At 44.4% G+C, this 17,626-nt stretch carries 13 protein-coding genes and 1 pseudogene; 6 read left to right on the top strand and 8 right to left on the bottom strand.

Annotated elements, in window-relative coordinates:
• Window positions 1-6: 6 nt before the first annotated feature.
• The gene (gene torA / locus VTAP4600_RS01490; RefSeq protein WP_102521180.1) at window positions 7-2,469 is read left to right on the top strand and encodes a trimethylamine-N-oxide reductase TorA; all 2,463 of its coding nucleotides are present in this window, start codon (window positions 7-9) and stop codon (window positions 2,467-2,469) included.
• Between the two features lie 362 nt (window positions 2,470-2,831).
• A pseudogene (locus VTAP4600_RS01495) lies at window positions 2,832-4,430 on the top strand (BCCT family transporter).
• Window positions 4,431-4,528: 98 nt separating this feature from the next.
• Here VTAP4600_RS01495 and VTAP4600_RS01500 read toward each other — a convergent pair.
• The 3 genes from VTAP4600_RS01500 to VTAP4600_RS01510 all read right to left on the bottom strand — a co-directional run bounded on the left by VTAP4600_RS01500 (window position 4,529) and on the right by VTAP4600_RS01510 (window position 7,170).
• On the bottom strand, window positions 4,529-4,864 hold the full coding sequence (locus VTAP4600_RS01500; RefSeq protein ID WP_102521181.1) for a hypothetical protein: 336 nt from the start codon (window positions 4,862-4,864) through the stop codon (window positions 4,529-4,531).
• Between the two features lie 146 nt (window positions 4,865-5,010).
• Window positions 5,011-5,775, bottom strand: coding sequence for a substrate-binding periplasmic protein (locus tag VTAP4600_RS01505; RefSeq protein ID WP_102521182.1), 765 nt, complete (start codon window positions 5,773-5,775; stop codon window positions 5,011-5,013).
• A gap of 180 nt (window positions 5,776-5,955) precedes the next feature.
• Window positions 5,956-7,170, bottom strand: a complete 1,215-nt coding sequence (locus tag VTAP4600_RS01510; protein WP_415239671.1) for a putative manganese transporter — start codon at window positions 7,168-7,170, stop codon at window positions 5,956-5,958.
• A 258-nt stretch (window positions 7,171-7,428) separates the two neighbouring features.
• Here VTAP4600_RS01510 and VTAP4600_RS01515 point away from each other — a divergent pair, with 258 nt between their 5' ends.
• From VTAP4600_RS01515 to fabV, 3 genes are all read left to right on the top strand, one after another.
• The gene (locus tag VTAP4600_RS01515) at window positions 7,429-8,334 is read left to right on the top strand and encodes a manganese-dependent inorganic pyrophosphatase (RefSeq protein ID WP_102521183.1); all 906 of its coding nucleotides are present in this window, start codon (window positions 7,429-7,431) and stop codon (window positions 8,332-8,334) included.
• 76 nt (window positions 8,335-8,410) lie between these two features.
• Window positions 8,411-8,803, top strand: coding sequence for a DUF2750 domain-containing protein (locus VTAP4600_RS01520; protein ID WP_102521184.1), 393 nt, complete (start codon window positions 8,411-8,413; stop codon window positions 8,801-8,803).
• A gap of 145 nt (window positions 8,804-8,948) precedes the next feature.
• The gene (gene fabV, locus VTAP4600_RS01525; protein ID WP_102521185.1) at window positions 8,949-10,151 is read left to right on the top strand and encodes an enoyl-ACP reductase FabV; all 1,203 of its coding nucleotides are present in this window, start codon (window positions 8,949-8,951) and stop codon (window positions 10,149-10,151) included.
• 199 nt (window positions 10,152-10,350) lie between these two features.
• On the opposite strand, the gene VTAP4600_RS01530 is transcribed toward fabV, so the two are convergent.
• Window positions 10,351-12,033 (bottom strand): aspartate:alanine antiporter, encoded by a 1,683-nt coding sequence (locus VTAP4600_RS01530; protein WP_102521186.1) that lies wholly within the window; start codon window positions 12,031-12,033, stop codon window positions 10,351-10,353.
• 192 nt (window positions 12,034-12,225) lie between these two features.
• On the bottom strand, window positions 12,226-12,489 hold the full coding sequence (locus VTAP4600_RS01535; RefSeq protein ID WP_102521187.1) for a GrxA family glutaredoxin: 264 nt from the start codon (window positions 12,487-12,489) through the stop codon (window positions 12,226-12,228).
• Between the two features lie 252 nt (window positions 12,490-12,741).
• Here VTAP4600_RS01535 and VTAP4600_RS01540 point away from each other — a divergent pair, with 252 nt between their 5' ends.
• Window positions 12,742-14,016, top strand: a complete 1,275-nt coding sequence (locus tag VTAP4600_RS01540; RefSeq protein WP_102521188.1) for an iron-containing alcohol dehydrogenase — start codon at window positions 12,742-12,744, stop codon at window positions 14,014-14,016.
• Between the two features lie 71 nt (window positions 14,017-14,087).
• Here VTAP4600_RS01540 and VTAP4600_RS01545 read toward each other — a convergent pair whose 3' ends face one another.
• From VTAP4600_RS01545 to VTAP4600_RS01555, 3 genes are all read right to left on the bottom strand, one after another.
• Window positions 14,088-14,942, bottom strand: coding sequence for a MurR/RpiR family transcriptional regulator (locus tag VTAP4600_RS01545; protein ID WP_102521189.1), 855 nt, complete (start codon window positions 14,940-14,942; stop codon window positions 14,088-14,090).
• A gap of 339 nt (window positions 14,943-15,281) precedes the next feature.
• Window positions 15,282-16,925 (bottom strand): pyridoxal-dependent aspartate 1-decarboxylase PanP, encoded by a 1,644-nt coding sequence (gene panP / locus VTAP4600_RS01550; RefSeq protein ID WP_102521190.1) that lies wholly within the window; start codon window positions 16,923-16,925, stop codon window positions 15,282-15,284.
• Between the two features lie 116 nt (window positions 16,926-17,041).
• Window positions 17,042-17,554 carry a hypothetical protein gene (locus VTAP4600_RS01555; RefSeq protein ID WP_102521191.1) on the bottom strand — a complete coding sequence of 171 codons (513 nt, stop codon included), beginning with the start codon at window positions 17,552-17,554 and terminating at the stop codon, window positions 17,042-17,044.
• Window positions 17,555-17,626: the final 72 nt, after the last annotated feature.

Raw genomic sequence — 17,626 nt, forward strand, 5'->3', positions numbered from 1 at the left:
TAATTAATGTCTATTACACGAAGAAGTTTTCTTAAAGGTGTAGCAACGACCAGTGCGGCGTCAGTAATTGGTCCTAGCCTATTGGCTTCAGCTTCAGCAAATGCTGCAGAAACAACGGGAACCTGGAAAGTGTCGGGTTCTCACTGGGGCGCATTCCGCGCCCACATCTACGCTGGCAAGGTTCAAGAGATCAAGCCACTAGAAATGGATACGCATCCAACAGAAATGCTAAATGGCGTTAAGGGCATCATTTATAGCCCTTCACGTGTGCGTTACCCAATGGTTCGCCTAGATTGGCTTAAAAAGCATAAATACTCAGGCGAGACACGCGGTAATAACCGTTTCGTACGTGTAACTTGGGATGAAGCGTTAGATCTTTTCTACCGTGAGTTAGAGCGAGTACAAAAAGACTACGGTCCTTGGGCTTTGCATGCCGGCCAAACTGGCTGGCGTCAAACCGGTCAATTCCATAGTTGTACAAGCCACATGCAACGTGCTGTGGGTATGCATGGTAACTTCATCACCAAAGTAGGGGACTACTCGACGGGGGCAGGTCAAACCATCATGCCTTACGTGCTGGGCTCTACAGAAGTGTATGCGCAAGGTACCTCTTGGTCTGAAATTCTAGAGCACAGTGACAACATCGTGCTTTGGGCAACGGATCCAGTTAAAAACCTCCAAGTAGGTTGGAACTGTGCAACACATGAAGCGTACCCATACCTAGATCAGCTAAAAGAAAAAGTAGCTGCAGGTAAAGTGAACGTTATTTCTGTTGACCCTGTGAAAAACAAAACTCAGCGCTTCTTAGGCAACGACCACATGTACATCAACCCGCAGACTGATGTGGCGTTTATGATGGCAGTGGCACACACGCTCTATAATGAAGAGCTGTACGATAAAGAGTTTATTAAAACGTACTGCCTTGGTTTCGATGACTTCATCGGATACGTGAAAGGCGAGACAAAAGACAAAGTTGAGAAAACACCTGAGTGGGCCGCTGAGATCTGTGGTGTAGAAGCCGACAAGATCCGCGACTTTGCTCGTATGCTGGTTAATGGCCGCACGCAGTTGCTATTTGGCTGGTGTATTCAGCGTCAAGAGCATGGTGAGCAGCCTTACTGGGCTGGTGCGGTTGTGGCTGCGATGATGGGCCAAATTGGTCTGCCAGGCGGTGGCATCTCTTACGGACACCATTACTCAGGTATCGGTGTTCCATCAACGGGCTTTGCTGCTCCTGGTGGTTTCCCACGAAACCTAGACCAAGGCATGAAGCCAAAATGGGACAACAGCGACTTCAACGGTTACAGCCGTACCATTCCTGTTGCTCGTTGGATTGATTGCTTGCTAGAGCCAGGAAAAGAGATCCGTTATAACGGCAACAAGGTGAAACTTCCTGATTACAAAATGATGGTGATTTCGGGTAATAACCCGTGGCATCACCATCAAGACCGTAACCGGATGAAGAAAGCGTTCCAAAAACTGCAAACAGTGGTGACTGTTGAGTTTGCATGGACCGCAACTTGTCGCTTCTCAGACATCGTTCTTCCGGCGTGTACTCAGTGGGAACGTAACGATATTGACGTGATGGGTTCTTACTCTGGTCGTGGTTTGTTGGCGATGCATAAGTTGGTCGACCCACTGTTCCAGTCTCGTACCGATTTCGATATCTTTACTGAGCTGTCTCGTCGTTTCGGTCGTCATAAAGAATACACTCGTGGTATGGACGAAATGGAGTGGGTACGTTCACTTTACTCAGACTGTCGTAATGCAAACAAAGGCAAGTTCGACATGCCAGAGTTTGATGAGTTCTGGGAAAAAGGGGTGTTGGACTTCGGTACAGGCAAGCCTTGGGTTCGTCATGCTGATTTCCGTAAAGATCCAGAGATCAATGCACTGGGAACACCGTCTGGTTTCATTGAAATTTCAAGCCGCACGATTGGCCGCATGGATTACGATCACTGTCAGAATCACCCTATGTGGTTTGAGAAGACTGAGCGTTCACACGGCGGTCCGGGTTCAAGCAAGCACCCATTCTGGTTGCAATCTTGCCACCCTGATAAGCGCTTGCACTCACAAATGTGTGAGTCTGAGCAAATCCGTGCAACGTATGCTGTTCAAGGTCGTGAGCCTGTTTATATCAACCCAGTTGATGCAAAAGCAAAAGGCATTAAAGACGGCGACCTAGTACGCGTGTTCAATGACCGTGGTCAATTACTTGCTGGTGCTGTGGTAACAGACAGTTACCCACAAGGCGTGATCCGAATTGAAGAAGGCGCATGGTACGGCCCATTGAACGAAAAAGTGGGCGCAATTTGTACTTATGGCGATCCAAACACACTGACGATGGACATTCCAACCTCTGAATTGGCTCAAGCAACCTCAGCAAATACTTGCTTGGCTGACTTTGAGAAATATACAGGAACAGTACCGCCAGTAACTTCGTTCGGTGGACCGATCGAAGTCAGTTAGTTTCTGATTTAGTCTTTTAACAAATGGCCTACTAGCGATAGTGGGCCATTTTTTTATGGGTATCATTTTAATCTTCTGGTGCGTATTTAAGTGGTGCTATACGGTAAGTTTGTAGTTTAGTTACAAATAAAGTGTTTTAGAAAATAGATACCGTCCTTGGTATGGTTTGTTGTGAGTTATAATTTGCATCTATTTGATTTTTGGTTATTTTAACTTATGTTAATAACTGAACTGTTTGATGTTAAGGTATTGGTATTTAAGGTGTTTTTATTTAATTAGTGGCGATTTATTACTGAATTAAATTCGAGAACTGGTTAGTATAGCGGCTCATTTTTATACGCGTTTTCGCGTTTTGAGGGGCTATGAGTCAACCTACAGATAAATACAGTATAGAAAATACCGACTATACCGTCGGTCAAGATAATGTTCAAAAGTGGGGGTTTGATGTTCACAACCCTGTCTTCGGCGTTAGTGCCGGTCTCATTCTTCTTTTTTTAGTGGCCCTCCTTGTTGTAGACCCTTCCACTGCAAAAAGTGCGTTAGATGGCGCTAAATGGCAAATCATTGGCAACTTTGATTCACTCTTTATGTGGTCTGGAAATATCTTCTTGATCTTCTGTATCGGCATCGTCTTCTCTCCATTTGGCAAAATTCGTATTGGCGGCAAAGACGCCAAACCGGACCACTCTGGCATGTCTTGGATTGCGATGTTATTTGCCGCAGGCATGGGCATCGGTTTAATGTTCTGGGGCGTGGCTGAACCAGTCGCATATTTCACGGGTTGGTATGAAACGCCACTGGGTGTCGAACCTTTTACCGATGAAGCAAAGAAAGCAGCGTTGGGTGCGACGATGTTCCACTGGGGTCTTCACCCGTGGGCAATTTACGCCGTAGTTGGCCTGTCGATGGCGTTTTTTGCCTTTAACAAAGGTTTACCATTATCAATACGTTCCGTTTTCTACCCGCTGTTAGGTGATAAAACCTGGGGCTGGTTTGGGCACATTATCGATATATTGGCGGTACTCGTGACGTTATTTGGTTTAGCCACTTCTTTAGGGTTAGGGGCTCAGCAGGCGGCGAGTGGCATTAGCCACGTGTTTGGTATTGAAGCAACCATTTACCTACAGCTTGGTGTCATTCTGTTTGTTACAACGCTAGCGGTGTTCTCTGTGGTGCGCGGGATCGACGGTGGCGTTAAGGTATTGAGTAATATAAATTTACTGGCAGCGCTTGCATTATTATTAGTCGTGATTGCTGCAGGCATAACCATATTCTTCGATTCGTTGTTTTTGACTGTGACAGGGTATATTGAAAATATCTTGCCGTTGAGTAACCCTCATGGTCGTGAAGATGAAGCTTGGATGCACGGTTGGACAGTATTTTACTGGGCTTGATGGATTTCATGGTCACCTTGTGTTGGCATGTTTATCGCTCGTGTTTCGCGTGGTCGTACTGTTCGAGAATTCGTGACCGCGGTTATTGTCATTCCGACGAGTATTACTTTTGTTTGGATGTCTGCATTTGGCGGTATGGCAATTGATCAGGTCGTGAACAAAGCCGGCGAACTGGGTCAAAATGGTCTATCAGATTTAACTCTGTCACTATTTTATGCTTATGAAGCGATGCCAATGAGTTCAATTCTTTCGTTCTTATCGATTATCTTGATCATGGTGTTTTTCATAACGTCATCAGATTCAGCATCATTGGTTATCGACAGTATTACATCTGGTGGCAAGGTAGATGCACCAGTACCTCAACGTATTTTCTGGGCATCGACAGAAGGCGCCATTGCCGCGGTATTATTATGGGTCGGCGGTACTGAAGCGATACAGGCTCTGCAAGCCGGAACCATATCAACGGGCTTACCGTTTACCATTATCTTATTGGTAATGTGTGTTAGCTTAGTGTTAGGTATGAGAACCGAACTCGAAAAGTACAAACCAGTGTATGCTCAAGCATAATTTCCTTAAGGGTTATTGCTGCTAAATAATAAATAGCCCGCTAATGATAGCGGGCTATTTTAGTTATGAAGCTAAATCATGCTTCGTTTTAATGTGTCTTAATGCAGAAACGTTTTGAGTCCGTTATCGCAGCTAGCATTGAGATCGCCGGCTGGGTTAATAAGGTGAGGCAGAATTTTTGGTAGGTTAAGTTCTATGTCTTTATCACTTACTGGCCCAATTACTGTGTTATACCATCCGAGTAAGCCCAAGACAGCGTAACCAATCGCGTCGTCGTTATCGCTGTTTTCGATAATGATTTGTAGGAAGCGCAACACGGCAAGATCGCTAGAGCTCACTTGATCTAGGGTTTCTTGATAAATGTCAGCAATTAGCCCATCAAACTCTGTTTCAATTGCAACGTTAAATGATCCGCCATCAACAGCAATTCTCATGTCAATTTTTCCTATTGTCTATTTCGCTCTAAAGCTTAACCAATGTTGCCTCAATTGTCGTTGAAATTGGGGTTGATGATCGAAAAAATAAGACAGCAATCGATTCGCTTATGCTATTTCTCCAGAGTACTTGGCGTTTGGCCATTTTATTTTTTTTCAGGAATAATGCTCTGTCGTGCGCCAATGAGGGCTTGCCAGATCTGATCCGGTAAATCAGGGTTTGACGTCATGAATTGCTGGCTAAAAATTAGATAATAGTCTTTCGTTATGATGGCGGGGCTAACTCGTTCTATGTTGGTCCAGTTCTTTTCCTTTAGAAACTTCTCGGCGATGGTATCTTGAATCGCAACCGTCGTTAGGCGATGTGAGCGCAGCATTCGAAACAACTGCTCCGTTGTTTTCACTTCGTGGACGTTGATTTCCTTTTCTTTAAGCACTTTTACGATCGAATAGCCTAAATGCGCTCCAACCATCTGCCTTGATTGACGCAAGGTATCGATGTCAATTTTGTCTGTACTGTCTTTTAGCCGATAGAAATAGTAGCCGATTGTGGCTATGCGTCGGCTTCTATCTGGTTGCCCATCTTTCATTGGGTATTCGGCGTACTCGGCACGATCTGTGTTGTATGAGAAAATGAAACCACCATCGACCGTGCCTTTTTTTATGTCGTGTAATACACGCTTCCCGGGAAAGCGAACGTATTCAAGAACGACGTCTATCTGCTCCGTTGCGAGGCTAATTACATCGAGCGCTAAGCCTGGTTCACTGGGTATTTTACGTCCGTTACCAAGCTGAAAAGGGTGGGATTCAACATCCGAATAGGCAAGTTGGAGTTTTACAGAGGCAATAAGGGATGTTGGCAAGAATGCAATGGTCAACATGACACATAAACGGGCTACAAATGGGTTCATCACTGACTCCTATCTTTTATAGTAAAGCATAGAAGAAGATGGTGACTATTTCAGTAAATGATATCGACTAATGAGATCCCGTTTCAATAATATAACGGGTCGATAATGGTAAGTAAGCCCACTGGTCTGTCAAACTCATTGCTTCAAGTTGTACATACATAACAGCGGGCCTTCTTAGTTTTACATTTCGAACAAAAAGTAATAACCGTAACCAACAATTAAAGCTGGTATAGCAGAATAAAAGGTGGCCGCTAACGCCGCTTTTGGTGCGAGAGCGATGGCCGGGAATAAGGCATCCCCATCATTGGATATGGCATTGGCAATTTGAGTAGAAAACGGAACGGCGCCAGTTAAATACATGCTAGTAACCAGTATTTGCGGCCCACAACCAGGCAACAATCCAACCGCTAACCCCACAAGCGGCATGTAGGCTCCCCAACCCGAAAACGTTTCTTGCAGATTAATTTGAGTGAAGAAGGTGGTCAGTTCAAAGGCCAAAAATGCCACTATCACCCACGCACTGACGAAGTTAGTATCTTGCGCGGCTTTTTGAATCGGGTGAGAAGAGACACACTTGTTATCTTCCGATACGGTAGAGCGATAATCTTCGATTTCTTTGGTTAGGGACCAAAGCAACATTGATGCAATGGCAAACAGACAGCCGGCCCATTCAATGGTGTTGTCTGGTAAAGAAGCTAGCTGGTTGACGTCAACTTGAAATGAACCTAATACTGCAATGACGGTGGCAGGAACGATCAGAACTTTCCAAAACAGACCCTGTAAATTGATGGCTTTGTTTTCCATCGCGGAATGACTTTCAGTTTCTTTACCACATGAGCGAATGACAGAGTCCGATACCGATTTTATCTCTGGACGTAAAAAATCATCTTTGTGGATCTTGTTGACGATCAACCCGGATACAAAACCAACGACAATTCCGATGGCAATTACGCCTAGCCCTGTACTTGGTTGACTGGCCAATAACAAGAAAGCGGCGTCACCCATCGTGGAGGTTAAAACGGCGACAATGGCACCAAACCCGACCCGTCCGCTAATAAACTGGGTTGTGACGACAATGGCACCACCACAACCAGGCAAGGCTCCAAGTAAAGATGCAAATAGAACCTGATAAGTACGTGAACCATTATAGAGTTTGGTCACGGGGTTATTTTTGTTTATCCAGAGTGACAAGTAATGGTAGATCACTAAAGTAAAAGCAACATAGCTAGAAACCGCCCAAAAGGCATCAGACAAGGTTGCAACGGTAACCTCTCTTGTGGTTCCTGAGGCAATCAATGCGATGAGTGCGACCGGTAAAAGAAGCCGCTTATGAGAAAGCTTGAACTGATTTATCGGAAACGTATTCGATCGAAACATAGAAAGAATGTACGGCATGTTAACCCCAAAGCAATGCGAATAATTCTCATTATATGCAAATGAGAATTATTATCAATAAGTTCTTTTAGAAATGTTTACACTTTTTTGCGAGGCTAATAACTTGTTTCTCGACGATTTGAGGCAATTTTGACAAAAGTCGCACGGGGAATTGATGTTCAACGAATGACAAATTGCAAAAATCCAGTAAAATATAGGGTTGAGAATTTAACAAGGTCGATAATGTCGGCCAAAATAATGAATTGTATAGGAAGAAAAATGATTCTAGTTGTTGGTCATAAAAACCCAGATAGCGATAGCATTTGTAGCGCACTTGTAGCAACGGAGTTGTTGAAAGCTCGTGGTTTAGAAGCTAAGCCAATTCGTCAAGGCGAGATCAACCGCGAAACTCAGCACATTCTTGAAGTCGCTGGCGCACCAACGCCTGAGCTTTGTACTTCTGTTGCTGGTGAGAAAATCTGGCTAGTAGATTACTCTGATCTGGCTCAGGCACCTGATGACGTTGCGGATGCTGAAATCCTAGGTATTGTTGATCACCACCGTTTGGGTGATGTGATGACAGTAAACCCAATGGAAGCTTGGATCTGGCCTGTTGGTTGTACTAACACTGTATTGTTTAACATGTACAAAATTGAAGGCCACGCGATTTCTGAGCAAATCGCTAAGCTTATGATGTCTGCAATTTTGTCAGACACAGTAGGTTTTGCCTCGCCAACGTGTACTCAAAAAGATAGAGACGCAGTCGCAGAGCTTGCAGAAATTGCCGGTGTGACTGACCTAGACACATTTATCAAAGAGCTATTGATTGCAAAAACAAACATTGAAGGTTTGTCTGCAGCAGAGCTTGTTGAAAAAGACCTTAAGGGTTACCCGTTCAACGGCCGTGATGTTGTGGTTGGCCAAGTTGAGCTTGCGACTCTTGAGCAAGTAGACGGTATGATCGAAGCACTAGAAGCGGATCTAACTCGTCGTTGTGAAGAAGACGGTCTTGCATTCGCAGCTGTTATGCTTACCGACATTACAACCGCGCAAACTCGCTTAATCTACAAAGGTGAGTGGGCGGCTAAGCTTGTTAAGCATGAGAAAGAAGGCATGCTGATGATGGAAAACACTCTAAGCCGTAAAAAGCAGGGTTGGCCGTGGCTACAAGGTGAGTTGGTATAATTACCCACTTACTGCAATAGTTTATAACGCCTGCTGAGTTATCGGTAGGCGTTTTTATTTTATAAAGGTTAAAGCTATGACTAAACAACTTGATGCTGCGCAAATTGAAACCATTAATAAATACGATGGTGAACAGCGTTTTAACTACTGTATTAAAGAAATCGTTGCTAATCGCCAAGTGTGGATCTTAAAAGACGAACACGGTTGTGTCATGCTAAACACAGAAGAAGACGACTGTGTGCCAGTATGGCCAAACCAAGAATTTGCTGCGGCGTGGGCTACCGGTGAGTGGGAAGCCTGTGTTCCTGAAGCTATCTCTTTAAACAAGTGGCATAGCCGTTGGACGACAGGCTTAGAAGATGACGAATTGTCTGTTGTTGTGTTTCCAAACCAACAAGAAGAGGGTGTCATCATCTTCCCTGACGAATTCGATTTTGAATTGAAAAAGCAATCGTCTAAGCAGAAATAGCATTGAAATAAGGAGCACTAAACATGCTCTTTTTTTTCGTCTGTGAATCAAGACATCCAACCACTTAAGCGAATAGCAAAAAAATGGATGCCATTTGGCCTGTAAACTTTTATCCTACAACTGTTTTTAAAAGGGAAAAAGAATAATGATTATCAAACCAAGAATTCGTGGTTTTATCTGTACCACAACACATCCAGTTGGCTGCGAGGCAAATGTAAAAGAACAGATTGCCTTCACAAAAGAGAAAGGCACTATCGAGAATGCACCTAAGCGTGTGCTAGTGATCGGTTCTTCAAGCGGCTATGGCCTGTCTTCTCGTATTGCTGCTGCGTTTGGTGGTGGTGCTTCTACGATTGGTGTTTTCTTTGAAAAAGCAGGGACTGAGAAAAAACCTGGTACTGCTGGCTGGTACAACACCGCCGCTTTCGATAAATTCGCTAAAGAAGAAGGCCTGTATTCAAAAAGCCTAAACGGCGATGCTTTCTCAAACGAAGCGAAGCAAAAGACAATTGATTTGATCAAAGAAGATCTTGGTCAAATAGACATGGTGGTTTACTCACTAGCGTCTCCAGTACGTAAAATGCCTGAAACTGGCGAGGTGATCCGCTCATCTCTAAAGCCAATTGGTGATACATACACATCGACTGCTGTTGATACCAACAAAGATCTGCTGATTGAAGCAAGCATTGAGCCTGCATCGGAGCAAGAAATCCAAGACACGGTTACCGTTATGGGTGGCGAAGATTGGGAACTGTGGGTACAAGCTCTTTCTGAGGCCGGCGTTCTTGCACAAGGTTGTAAGACGGTTGCTTACAGCTACATCGGTACAGAGCTAACTTGGCCTATCTATTGGGATGGCGCACTTGGCAAAGCGAAGATGGACTTAGATCGCGCAGCAACAGCATTGAATGAGAAATTGGGCCAAACTGGTGGTAGCGCAAATGTTGCGGTACTTAAATCAGTCGTGACTCAAGCAAGTTCTGCTATTCCTGTTATGCCTTTGTACATCGCAATGGTATTTAAGAAGATGCGTGAAGAAGGCGTACACGAAGGTTGTATGCAGCAAATCTACCGTATGTTTAGCGAGCGTCTATATAAAGCAGACGGCAGCGCGGCAGAAGTAGATGAATGTAACCGCCTACGTCTTGATGACTGGGAATTACGCGAAGATATCCAGCAACACTGTCGTGACCTATGGCCACAAATCACCACTGAAAACCTAAAAGAACTAACAGACTACGTTGAGTACAAAGAAGAGTTCTTGAAGCTGTTCGGTTTCGGTTGTGAAGGCGTAGATTACGAAGCAGACGTTGCAACAGACGTTCAATTTGACGTTCAAGATATTTAATAGCTCTTGAATGAAAACAAAAAAGGCACTCATGACGAGCGCCTTTTTTTTAAGCGAAGTACTAAAAGCGAAGTGAAGAGCCTAAAACCTAAAACCCAGAGCCCAGAGCCCAGAGCCCAGAGCCTAAAGCCCTTCTACTTAGAACTTAAACCGCACCACTTAGCACTTCGAACTTAGCTTTTAGCACTTCGCCCTCCGCTCAAGTCAGTATGATTAATACTGTACCTGCTAGGGTCATCAATATATTGGCAATGGCATAGGTGCCAGCATAACCAAGAGCCGGAATAGTTGACTTGGCTTGTTCGTTTACCACATCCATCGCTGGCCCACACGTACGAGCGCCAACAATTGCGCCTATTAGCAAAGCTCGGTTCATTTTAAGAATGTAAGCCCCGACCAAATAAGCGACCATGACAGGTATCACGCTGACTAATAGACTCACGGCGATGATCTGAGGGCCCACTTCGGCCATGTATTTGAAAATACTGTCACCGGCGCTTAAGCCAATTCCAACCATAAAGAACATTAACCCGAGATCTTTCACCATATTCAGCGCCCCTTGAGGGACATAGCCAAAAGTAGGGTGGTTAGCTCGCAAGAAACCAAGGGTAATACCGGCTAATAATAGGCCAACCGCGTTACCAAGGCCAAAAGTGACTTGCCCGAAGGTCATCGTAATCAGGCCGAACAAAATACCGAGTATAAAGAAGCTACAGAAGGCCAATAAGTCGGCCATTTGGCTATGAATAGAGATGAAACCAATTCGCTCAGCTAAGCCAAATACACGGCTCTTCTCACCGCTGACTTGTAAGATGTCACCTTTTGCTAGCACGATATTGAGATCCATCGGCATTTCAATCTGAGCGCGAACTACACGGTTAAGGAAACAGCCGTATTCAGCTAAGTTGAGATCGGACAGCTTCTTACCGGCAATGCTGTCACTTTTAACCACGATCTCTTCTTCAACAACACGGAGGTCGAGTAGGTTACGGTCGAATACTTCTTTGCCGTTTCTAAAGCTTGGATCCAATCTCGCGTGGCTGTCTGGAAAGCCTACCAATGCAATTTCGTCGCCTTCTTGCAAAATCGCATCGCCATCAGGATGGGCAAGAATGCCACTGCGACGGATGCGCTCAATGTAACAGCCTGTTTGTCGGTAGATACCCAATTCACGTAAGTTCTTGCCATCGGTCCATGCAACCAACTCGGGGCCAACACGATAAGCACGTATGATTGGTAGGTACACTTTACGTTGAGCACTAGAGTCTAATCCGCGCTCTTGGGCAATTTGAGTCGCTGAATCGTGCAGGTTTTGCTTTTGTAATCGAGGCAGTAACTTGACCAATAAAATCATGCTAGTAAGGCCGACTAAATAGGCAATCGCATAACCAACTGAAATGTTCTCACGTACTTTCTCCATCGTCATTCCTTCAGGAATGGTCGCCAGACCCGTCTTCAGGGCATCTTGAGCCCCTACCAGGATCGGCGTAGATGTAAGTGAGCCCGCCATCATGCCAGCAGAAAAACCAAAATCGAGCTGTAGGTATCGATTAACGAAGACAGAAATCGCTAGTGCGGTCACGAGCAAGGTTAAACTCAAAATGAAATAGTGTTTACCGTCTCGAAAGAAAATACCGAAGAAGTTGGGACCCGCTTCAATACCAACACAGTAAATGAAAAGCATAAAACCAATAGTGAGAGCATCAGCATTAAAGCTAAAGCCTAGGTTACCCATGAAAATAGCACTGATAAGAACGCCAATGGCACTGCCTAATTGGAGTCGGCCAAACTGAATTTTTCCAATGGCAAGCCCTAGAGCTAGAACGACAAAAATCAATAAGATAGGGTTTTGTTTAAGGAGAATAATGATGTCTATATTCACTGCTTTAACTCAATCATTTTGCTGAGAAGGAGGAAGGTCTTAGTAGTGGTGAAGTGTAACTGAAAGTATAAGAAGTAAGAACCAGATTATGCCAATTTTACAGATTTATTTATCGTCAGAATTACAAGTATAAAAAAAGCCCGCTGAATGCGAGCTTTTTAACACGTCTACTTATTATAAGTAGGCGAAGTATTAGTTAAACAAACCTAGGTTTTCTTTAGCGTATGCTTCGAATTCAGTACAACCGCCAACGTGGTCTTGGTCTACAAAGATTTGTGGAACAGTTTCAACTGGCTTACCTACTGTTTTCTCAAGATCGGCTTTGCTGATGCCTTCTGCGTGAATATCTACATAACGGTAGTTGAAATCTTCACGGCTCTCTTTCAGTGTTTCTGCGATTTCTTTTGCACGTACGCAAAAAGGACAAGCTGGGCGGCCAAAAATTACTACAAACATACGTTTCTCCTTTGTTTTCGTGCTTGCAACTATGCCTTAATCAGCAAGGGAAATAAAGTGAGAAAAACCTTTTGTTACGATAGGCCTAGCCTATTAAATGATTTCGTTCATTTCATCGTCGTTCTATGTGATGAGTCGCGTATTTCAGCTAAGTCGTTGTAAATATCCTAAACTATTTGAAGCAAATCAAAACACGGCGAATATTTTCAGCGCAATCTGAAAGGCAGTTTATTTCGGCTGCAAGGAAGTACTATGTTTCAGTTCATGACATCGGCCAAAATCATTTTTGGTGAAGGCGCATTACAATCGTCACTTTCAGTTATTAATCAATATGGTTATAACGTTCTCTTAGTCACAGGGAAAGACACGGATCGTTCTCAAGTCATTGTCGACTACCTTCAAGCTCAAGCATTACGTTATCAACAAGTGTCGGTTTCAGGCGAGCCTTTTATCGCAATGATTGAAGAGATCGCGCTGCAAGGGCGTAAGTTTAAACCTGACGTCGTTGTTGCCTTTGGCGGCGGCAGTGTTATTGATACCGGTAAAGCCTTGGCTGCGGTTATTCCTAATCAAGGCAGCTTATACGATTATGTTGAAGTGGTAGGCCGAGATGTACCACTTAAGTCAAAGCCGCTGCCTTTTATTGCTATCCCCACTACGGCAAGTACCGGTGCTGAAGTCACACGGAATGCTGTTCTCAAATCGGGTCAGGATCAGGTTAAAGTGAGTTTGAGAAGCCCTGAAATGTTGGCGGATGTGGCCATTGTAGATCCCACGCTTTCATATGGAACCGATTTATATACCTCTGGGCGAGGCGCAATGGATGCATTCACGCATCTCATGGAAGCGTACGTTTGCGGAGACCCAAACCCAATCACGGATATGATTTGTGAAGAGGGGTTAAGAAGGCTCAGTAGTTCGATTGTACCCGCTTGCTTATATGATGATCATGAGGCAAGAGCCGATTTGTCATTTGCGGCCATGTTGGGTGGTATGGCGATAACAAACGCTAAGTTGGGCGCGGCACATGGGTTAGCTTCCGCATTGGGAGGAAAGATAAAGGCCCCTCACAGTGTCATTACCGCCCGTCTAGCACCTCATGTGATGAGAGAGAATATTTCTGCCGCAAGGTTGAGTAAGCGCACTGATATTTTACAGCGCTATCAAATGTTATCGCAGATCGTGACGGAAAACAGCAAAGCATCAGTTGAAGCAGGCATCGATTGGGTGGCTACAATGTTAGACACATTAGAGCTTCCTATTTTGAGTGATTTTGGAGTCTGTCAGACGGCATTTGATGTCGTCGCTCAAGATGCGATGCGTTCGGTGGCGATCAAAGGGAATCCAATTCCACTGACTCAGGAGCGCTTAGCGTTTATTTTGAGCCAAGTATGTTCATGTGATGGAGGCGAATGCAGCGGATCTCACCTAGAAGGTCAATCTTCATCTGCTACTGTGCTGCATTCAGACAAACCTTTGTCGGAAGTCTTATTGCCAAGTAAGCAGCAAGAGCAGGGGAGCAAGTAAGGGGTTATATACCATCTAGACGAGAAGAATGATTCTCTAGAAAGAAAAATGGAGCCAATTGGCTCCATTTTTTAGAATTGTTGCAGTTTGTCGTAGCGCGAATCTTTCAGCGCTTCTTTAACCCGCTTTAGATTGTTTCTAAAGCCGCTTCCTCTGCGAAGGGTAAAGCCTGTTGCCAGTACGTCGATAACCGTCATTTGAACAACGCGGCTCGCCATTGGCATGTATACATCGGTGTCTTCAGGAACATCCAATGTAATAGACAATGATGAAGCACGATCTAAAGGTGAATCTTTAGCGGTAATAGCAATAACCGTTGCGCCATTTTCACGAGCGAGGTTCGCGACTTCAACTTGGCTTTTGGTACGGCCTGTGTGTGAAATCAAAACAACGACGTCATTATCTGTACAGTTAATACAGCTCATTCTTTGCATCACGATATCTTCAAAACAGGTAATAGGGATATTAAATCGAATAAACTTGTTTTGCGCATCGCGTGCAACCGCAGATGAAGCGCCTAAACCAAAGAATGAAATTCGCTTGGCTTGAGTCAGCAGATCAACTGCTCGGTTTACTTGCATTGAATCAATGCTGTTTTTTGCGACATCTAAACACGCCATTGTAGATTCGAAAATCTTATGGGTATAAGCGTCAGGGCTGTCGTCTTCCTCGACGTTACGGTTAACGTAAGGCGTTCCATTTGCCAAGCTTTGTGCTAAGTGCAGTTTAAAATCAGGAAAGCCTTTCGTATCCAGTCTTCGACAGAAGCGGTTTACGGTTGGCTCACTCACGTCAGCCATCTTGGCGAGAGTAGCAATACTAGAGTGAATAGCCGTCTGGGGAGAGGCCATGATCACTTCGGCTACTTTTCGTTCCGACTTGCTAAAGTTTTCCAGGTTTTTCTGTATTTTTTCTAATGTATTCATAGCGTTCACGAGGGTATAGAGAACATCTTTACTGACTCAAACCTACCATCAGATATTGTCTTTGATGGGGGATCATAAAAGGCGAAAAAGTAGGTTACGGCGAGCCAGCCGCTTAAGTTCGAGTATAAACGAAGCGAATCGTTTGCTTTAGTAAAAGGGGCAAATTTGGTTAACTAAATGTCTAGAACATGACAGGCCTCAAACAAAGTTTCAGCTTACTCAATGGTTTGTACGAAAAACGGTCGAAAATTTGGCTGAATTCGCACAAATTCTGTTGTGCGAATTACAAATTGAGAAAGAAACTTACATATCTGAAACTGCCCATTAAGAACGGGAGAGTTACGGATTAATGATGGTTTGGCTTAATTGGTTGATTTGGTCGAGCAATGCGGATTGTCGAGAAGCGATGTCACGTTGTTCAACCAAAACGGATCTTAGGATATCTTTGGTTGTGAGCGGGTTTGCTAGTACAACTCGAAATACCACTGTGGCACGTTCGTCCCATTGCTCAGGCGTTAATCGAGTACGAGACACAAACGATTTCCCGGTTTCACGTTGCTGCTTTTGAATTTGCATTGTGAGTTTATTGAGCAATTCATTCAGCTGTGCTTTCTGACTTGAATTTGCAGACGTAAGGGCTTGTTTAACGACAGGCGGTAAATAGCGATACGTAAGCAAACATAGCTCGGGTTCGGAAATAAGCTCGAAGTCGGCTTGTTGAGAAATTAGGTCAGCAAAGAAGCTCGCTTTTTCTATGCTCTGATCAATCAAAAGCTCATAGCCCGGTCGACTGATAATATGCATAGAAGCGTAAACAAGCATCGCCATACCAGAGCGGCTGCCTTCTAGCGTGTGACTACCAAGATCTTTCGAACCTTTACGAAGAATATACTCTGCATGATGTTCAATGGCTGATAATGCGTCTGGGTTTTTAAACAACACCATACCAGCACCCATAGGAATATAGAGCTGTTTATGGGCATCAATGGTGACAGAGTCTGCTTGTTCAATTCCTGCAAGTAGATGGCGGTGATTATTGGACATCAGCGTTGCGCCACCCCATGCGGCATCCACATGGAAATGACAACCTTCAGCTTTTGCAATACGAGCCATTTCTTCTAATGGATCGATGTTGCCTGTTTCTGTTGTGCCAGCAACACCAACAATAGCGAACGGTAAGATATTTTGAGACTTTAACTCAGTGATTTTATCTTGTAATGCCGCCGGGCAGATGCGGTTGTCGGGGTTCGTTTTAACCGCCACTAAGCTATCGCGGCCTAAGCCAAGCACGTCGGCGGATTTTTTCAAAGAGTAGTGTCCGCGTTCGGAAACGAGAATGGCTAGACCATCGTAGCCATAATGCTTCATGGCTTTAAAGAGGCCTTCTTGCTCTACGCCTTGAAACTCTCCCTGAGCTTTAAGTGCATTATTGCGTGCCACCCAAAGTGCAGTGATGTTAGCAATAGTGCCACCAGAACAAAATGCGCCAAGTGAATGGTTAGCACTGTGCATCCATTGGTTGTAAAAATCGGCATTATTATGATAAATGAGCCCATGAAGCATACCGAGAACTTGGCGTTCTAACGGCGTGAATGCTTTCGATGTTTCAATTTTTACCAAGTTCTGATTGAGCGCAATCATGATCTTAGACAGCGGCATCAAAAAGTAAGGCAATGCTGACGTCATGTGACCAATAAAGCTGGGCGAAGAAGTATGAACCGAGTGTGAGACAAGGTTATCAAGTAAGTGTTGGGTGTGCTCAGACACAAACTCAGGCTGCTCGGGAATGTAAGGGTTAGAAAAGTTCTTTTCTATTTCCCACAGCGGCTTTTCCTCGGCGACGATATGTTCGCGAAGAAATTGGTTGAGGTTTTGTGAGAGTTCTTGTTCGATGTGACCCAGCGTTGAGTCAGGAGCTTCTGGAACAGTGAAAATCTTAAGGAGACTTTCGAAGCTTACATCAGCAGTTTTATTATCTACCATACTAACTTTGTTTCTAAGTGTACTTGTCTCAATAGCGGGTCAATCTAAACGAAAACGGGAACGATGTCCCGCTTTAATTATGCAAACGATTATTTCAGCAATCGTATGACTAAAATCTAATCGCACTCAGTTTTCGCGATCGCGCTTACTTTTTCATTGTAGCGACCTAAGGCTTGGTCGATCTTATTTGGGTGACTTAATAAGTCAGCAAGGGCGGCGCGTAGCTCGTAGTTTTGAGCATGCGGTAAGGCTTGTCTATCCGCAAAAGTCACTTTTGCTAACTGACCAAGCGTGTCTTCACGAGTGGTTAGCTGCTTGATATCGGCTTGTTCAAGCTTAAGCCAGCTTTCAACTGATACGTTGGTGTTCACCTTCGCTGGATCATTGACTAAGTAATAATGTACCGCTTCACGGTTTAGTTCAAAATGGTTGGTACGGCCTTCTAGAAACCACTCGCTAACTTCCGCCAGCTGAGGGTTTTGTTCTGTCGTCAAGGTGACTAAGTCTTGATACCAAGCTAGAGATGCATCGATGTATGCGTCATATTTGCCTTGTTGGCAGGTGGTATCGGCTGCGACTGACAGCGTAGAAACACTGGAAAGCAATACAGCAAGAGCGAAGCGTTTCATGTTAATTCCTTTTGTTATTATGCAGGGCTATTTTAATAAAATGTTATCTATTATCAATGAAATTCAGCGCGC

The sequence above is a fragment of the Vibrio tapetis subsp. tapetis genome, from assembly GCF_900233005.1.
Lineage (GTDB): Bacteria > Pseudomonadota > Gammaproteobacteria > Enterobacterales > Vibrionaceae > Vibrio > Vibrio tapetis.

Coding starts and splice junctions, on each gene's coding strand:
- VTAP4600_RS01545 (WP_102521189.1), bottom strand. CDS start 14,942: ATGAATACATTAGAAAAAATACAGAAAAACCTGGAAAACTTTAGCAAG.
- VTAP4600_RS01510 (WP_415239671.1), bottom strand. CDS start 7,170: ATGCCGTACATTCTTTCTATGTTTCGATCGAATACGTTTCCGATAAAT.
- VTAP4600_RS01500 (WP_102521181.1), bottom strand. CDS start 4,864: ATGAGAATTGCTGTTGATGGCGGATCATTTAACGTTGCAATTGAAACA.
- VTAP4600_RS01540 (WP_102521188.1), top strand. CDS start 12,742: ATGTTTCAGTTCATGACATCGGCCAAAATCATTTTTGGTGAAGGCGCA.
- torA (WP_102521180.1), top strand. CDS start 7: ATGTCTATTACACGAAGAAGTTTTCTTAAAGGTGTAGCAACGACCAGT.
- VTAP4600_RS01515 (WP_102521183.1), top strand. CDS start 7,429: ATGATTCTAGTTGTTGGTCATAAAAACCCAGATAGCGATAGCATTTGT.
- VTAP4600_RS01505 (WP_102521182.1), bottom strand. CDS start 5,775: ATGAACCCATTTGTAGCCCGTTTATGTGTCATGTTGACCATTGCATTC.
- VTAP4600_RS01535 (WP_102521187.1), bottom strand. CDS start 12,489: ATGTTTGTAGTAATTTTTGGCCGCCCAGCTTGTCCTTTTTGCGTACGT.
- VTAP4600_RS01555 (WP_102521191.1), bottom strand. CDS start 17,554: ATGAAACGCTTCGCTCTTGCTGTATTGCTTTCCAGTGTTTCTACGCTG.
- panP (WP_102521190.1), bottom strand. CDS start 16,925: ATGGTAGATAATAAAACTGCTGATGTAAGCTTCGAAAGTCTCCTTAAG.
- fabV (WP_102521185.1), top strand. CDS start 8,949: ATGATTATCAAACCAAGAATTCGTGGTTTTATCTGTACCACAACACAT.
- VTAP4600_RS01520 (WP_102521184.1), top strand. CDS start 8,411: ATGACTAAACAACTTGATGCTGCGCAAATTGAAACCATTAATAAATAC.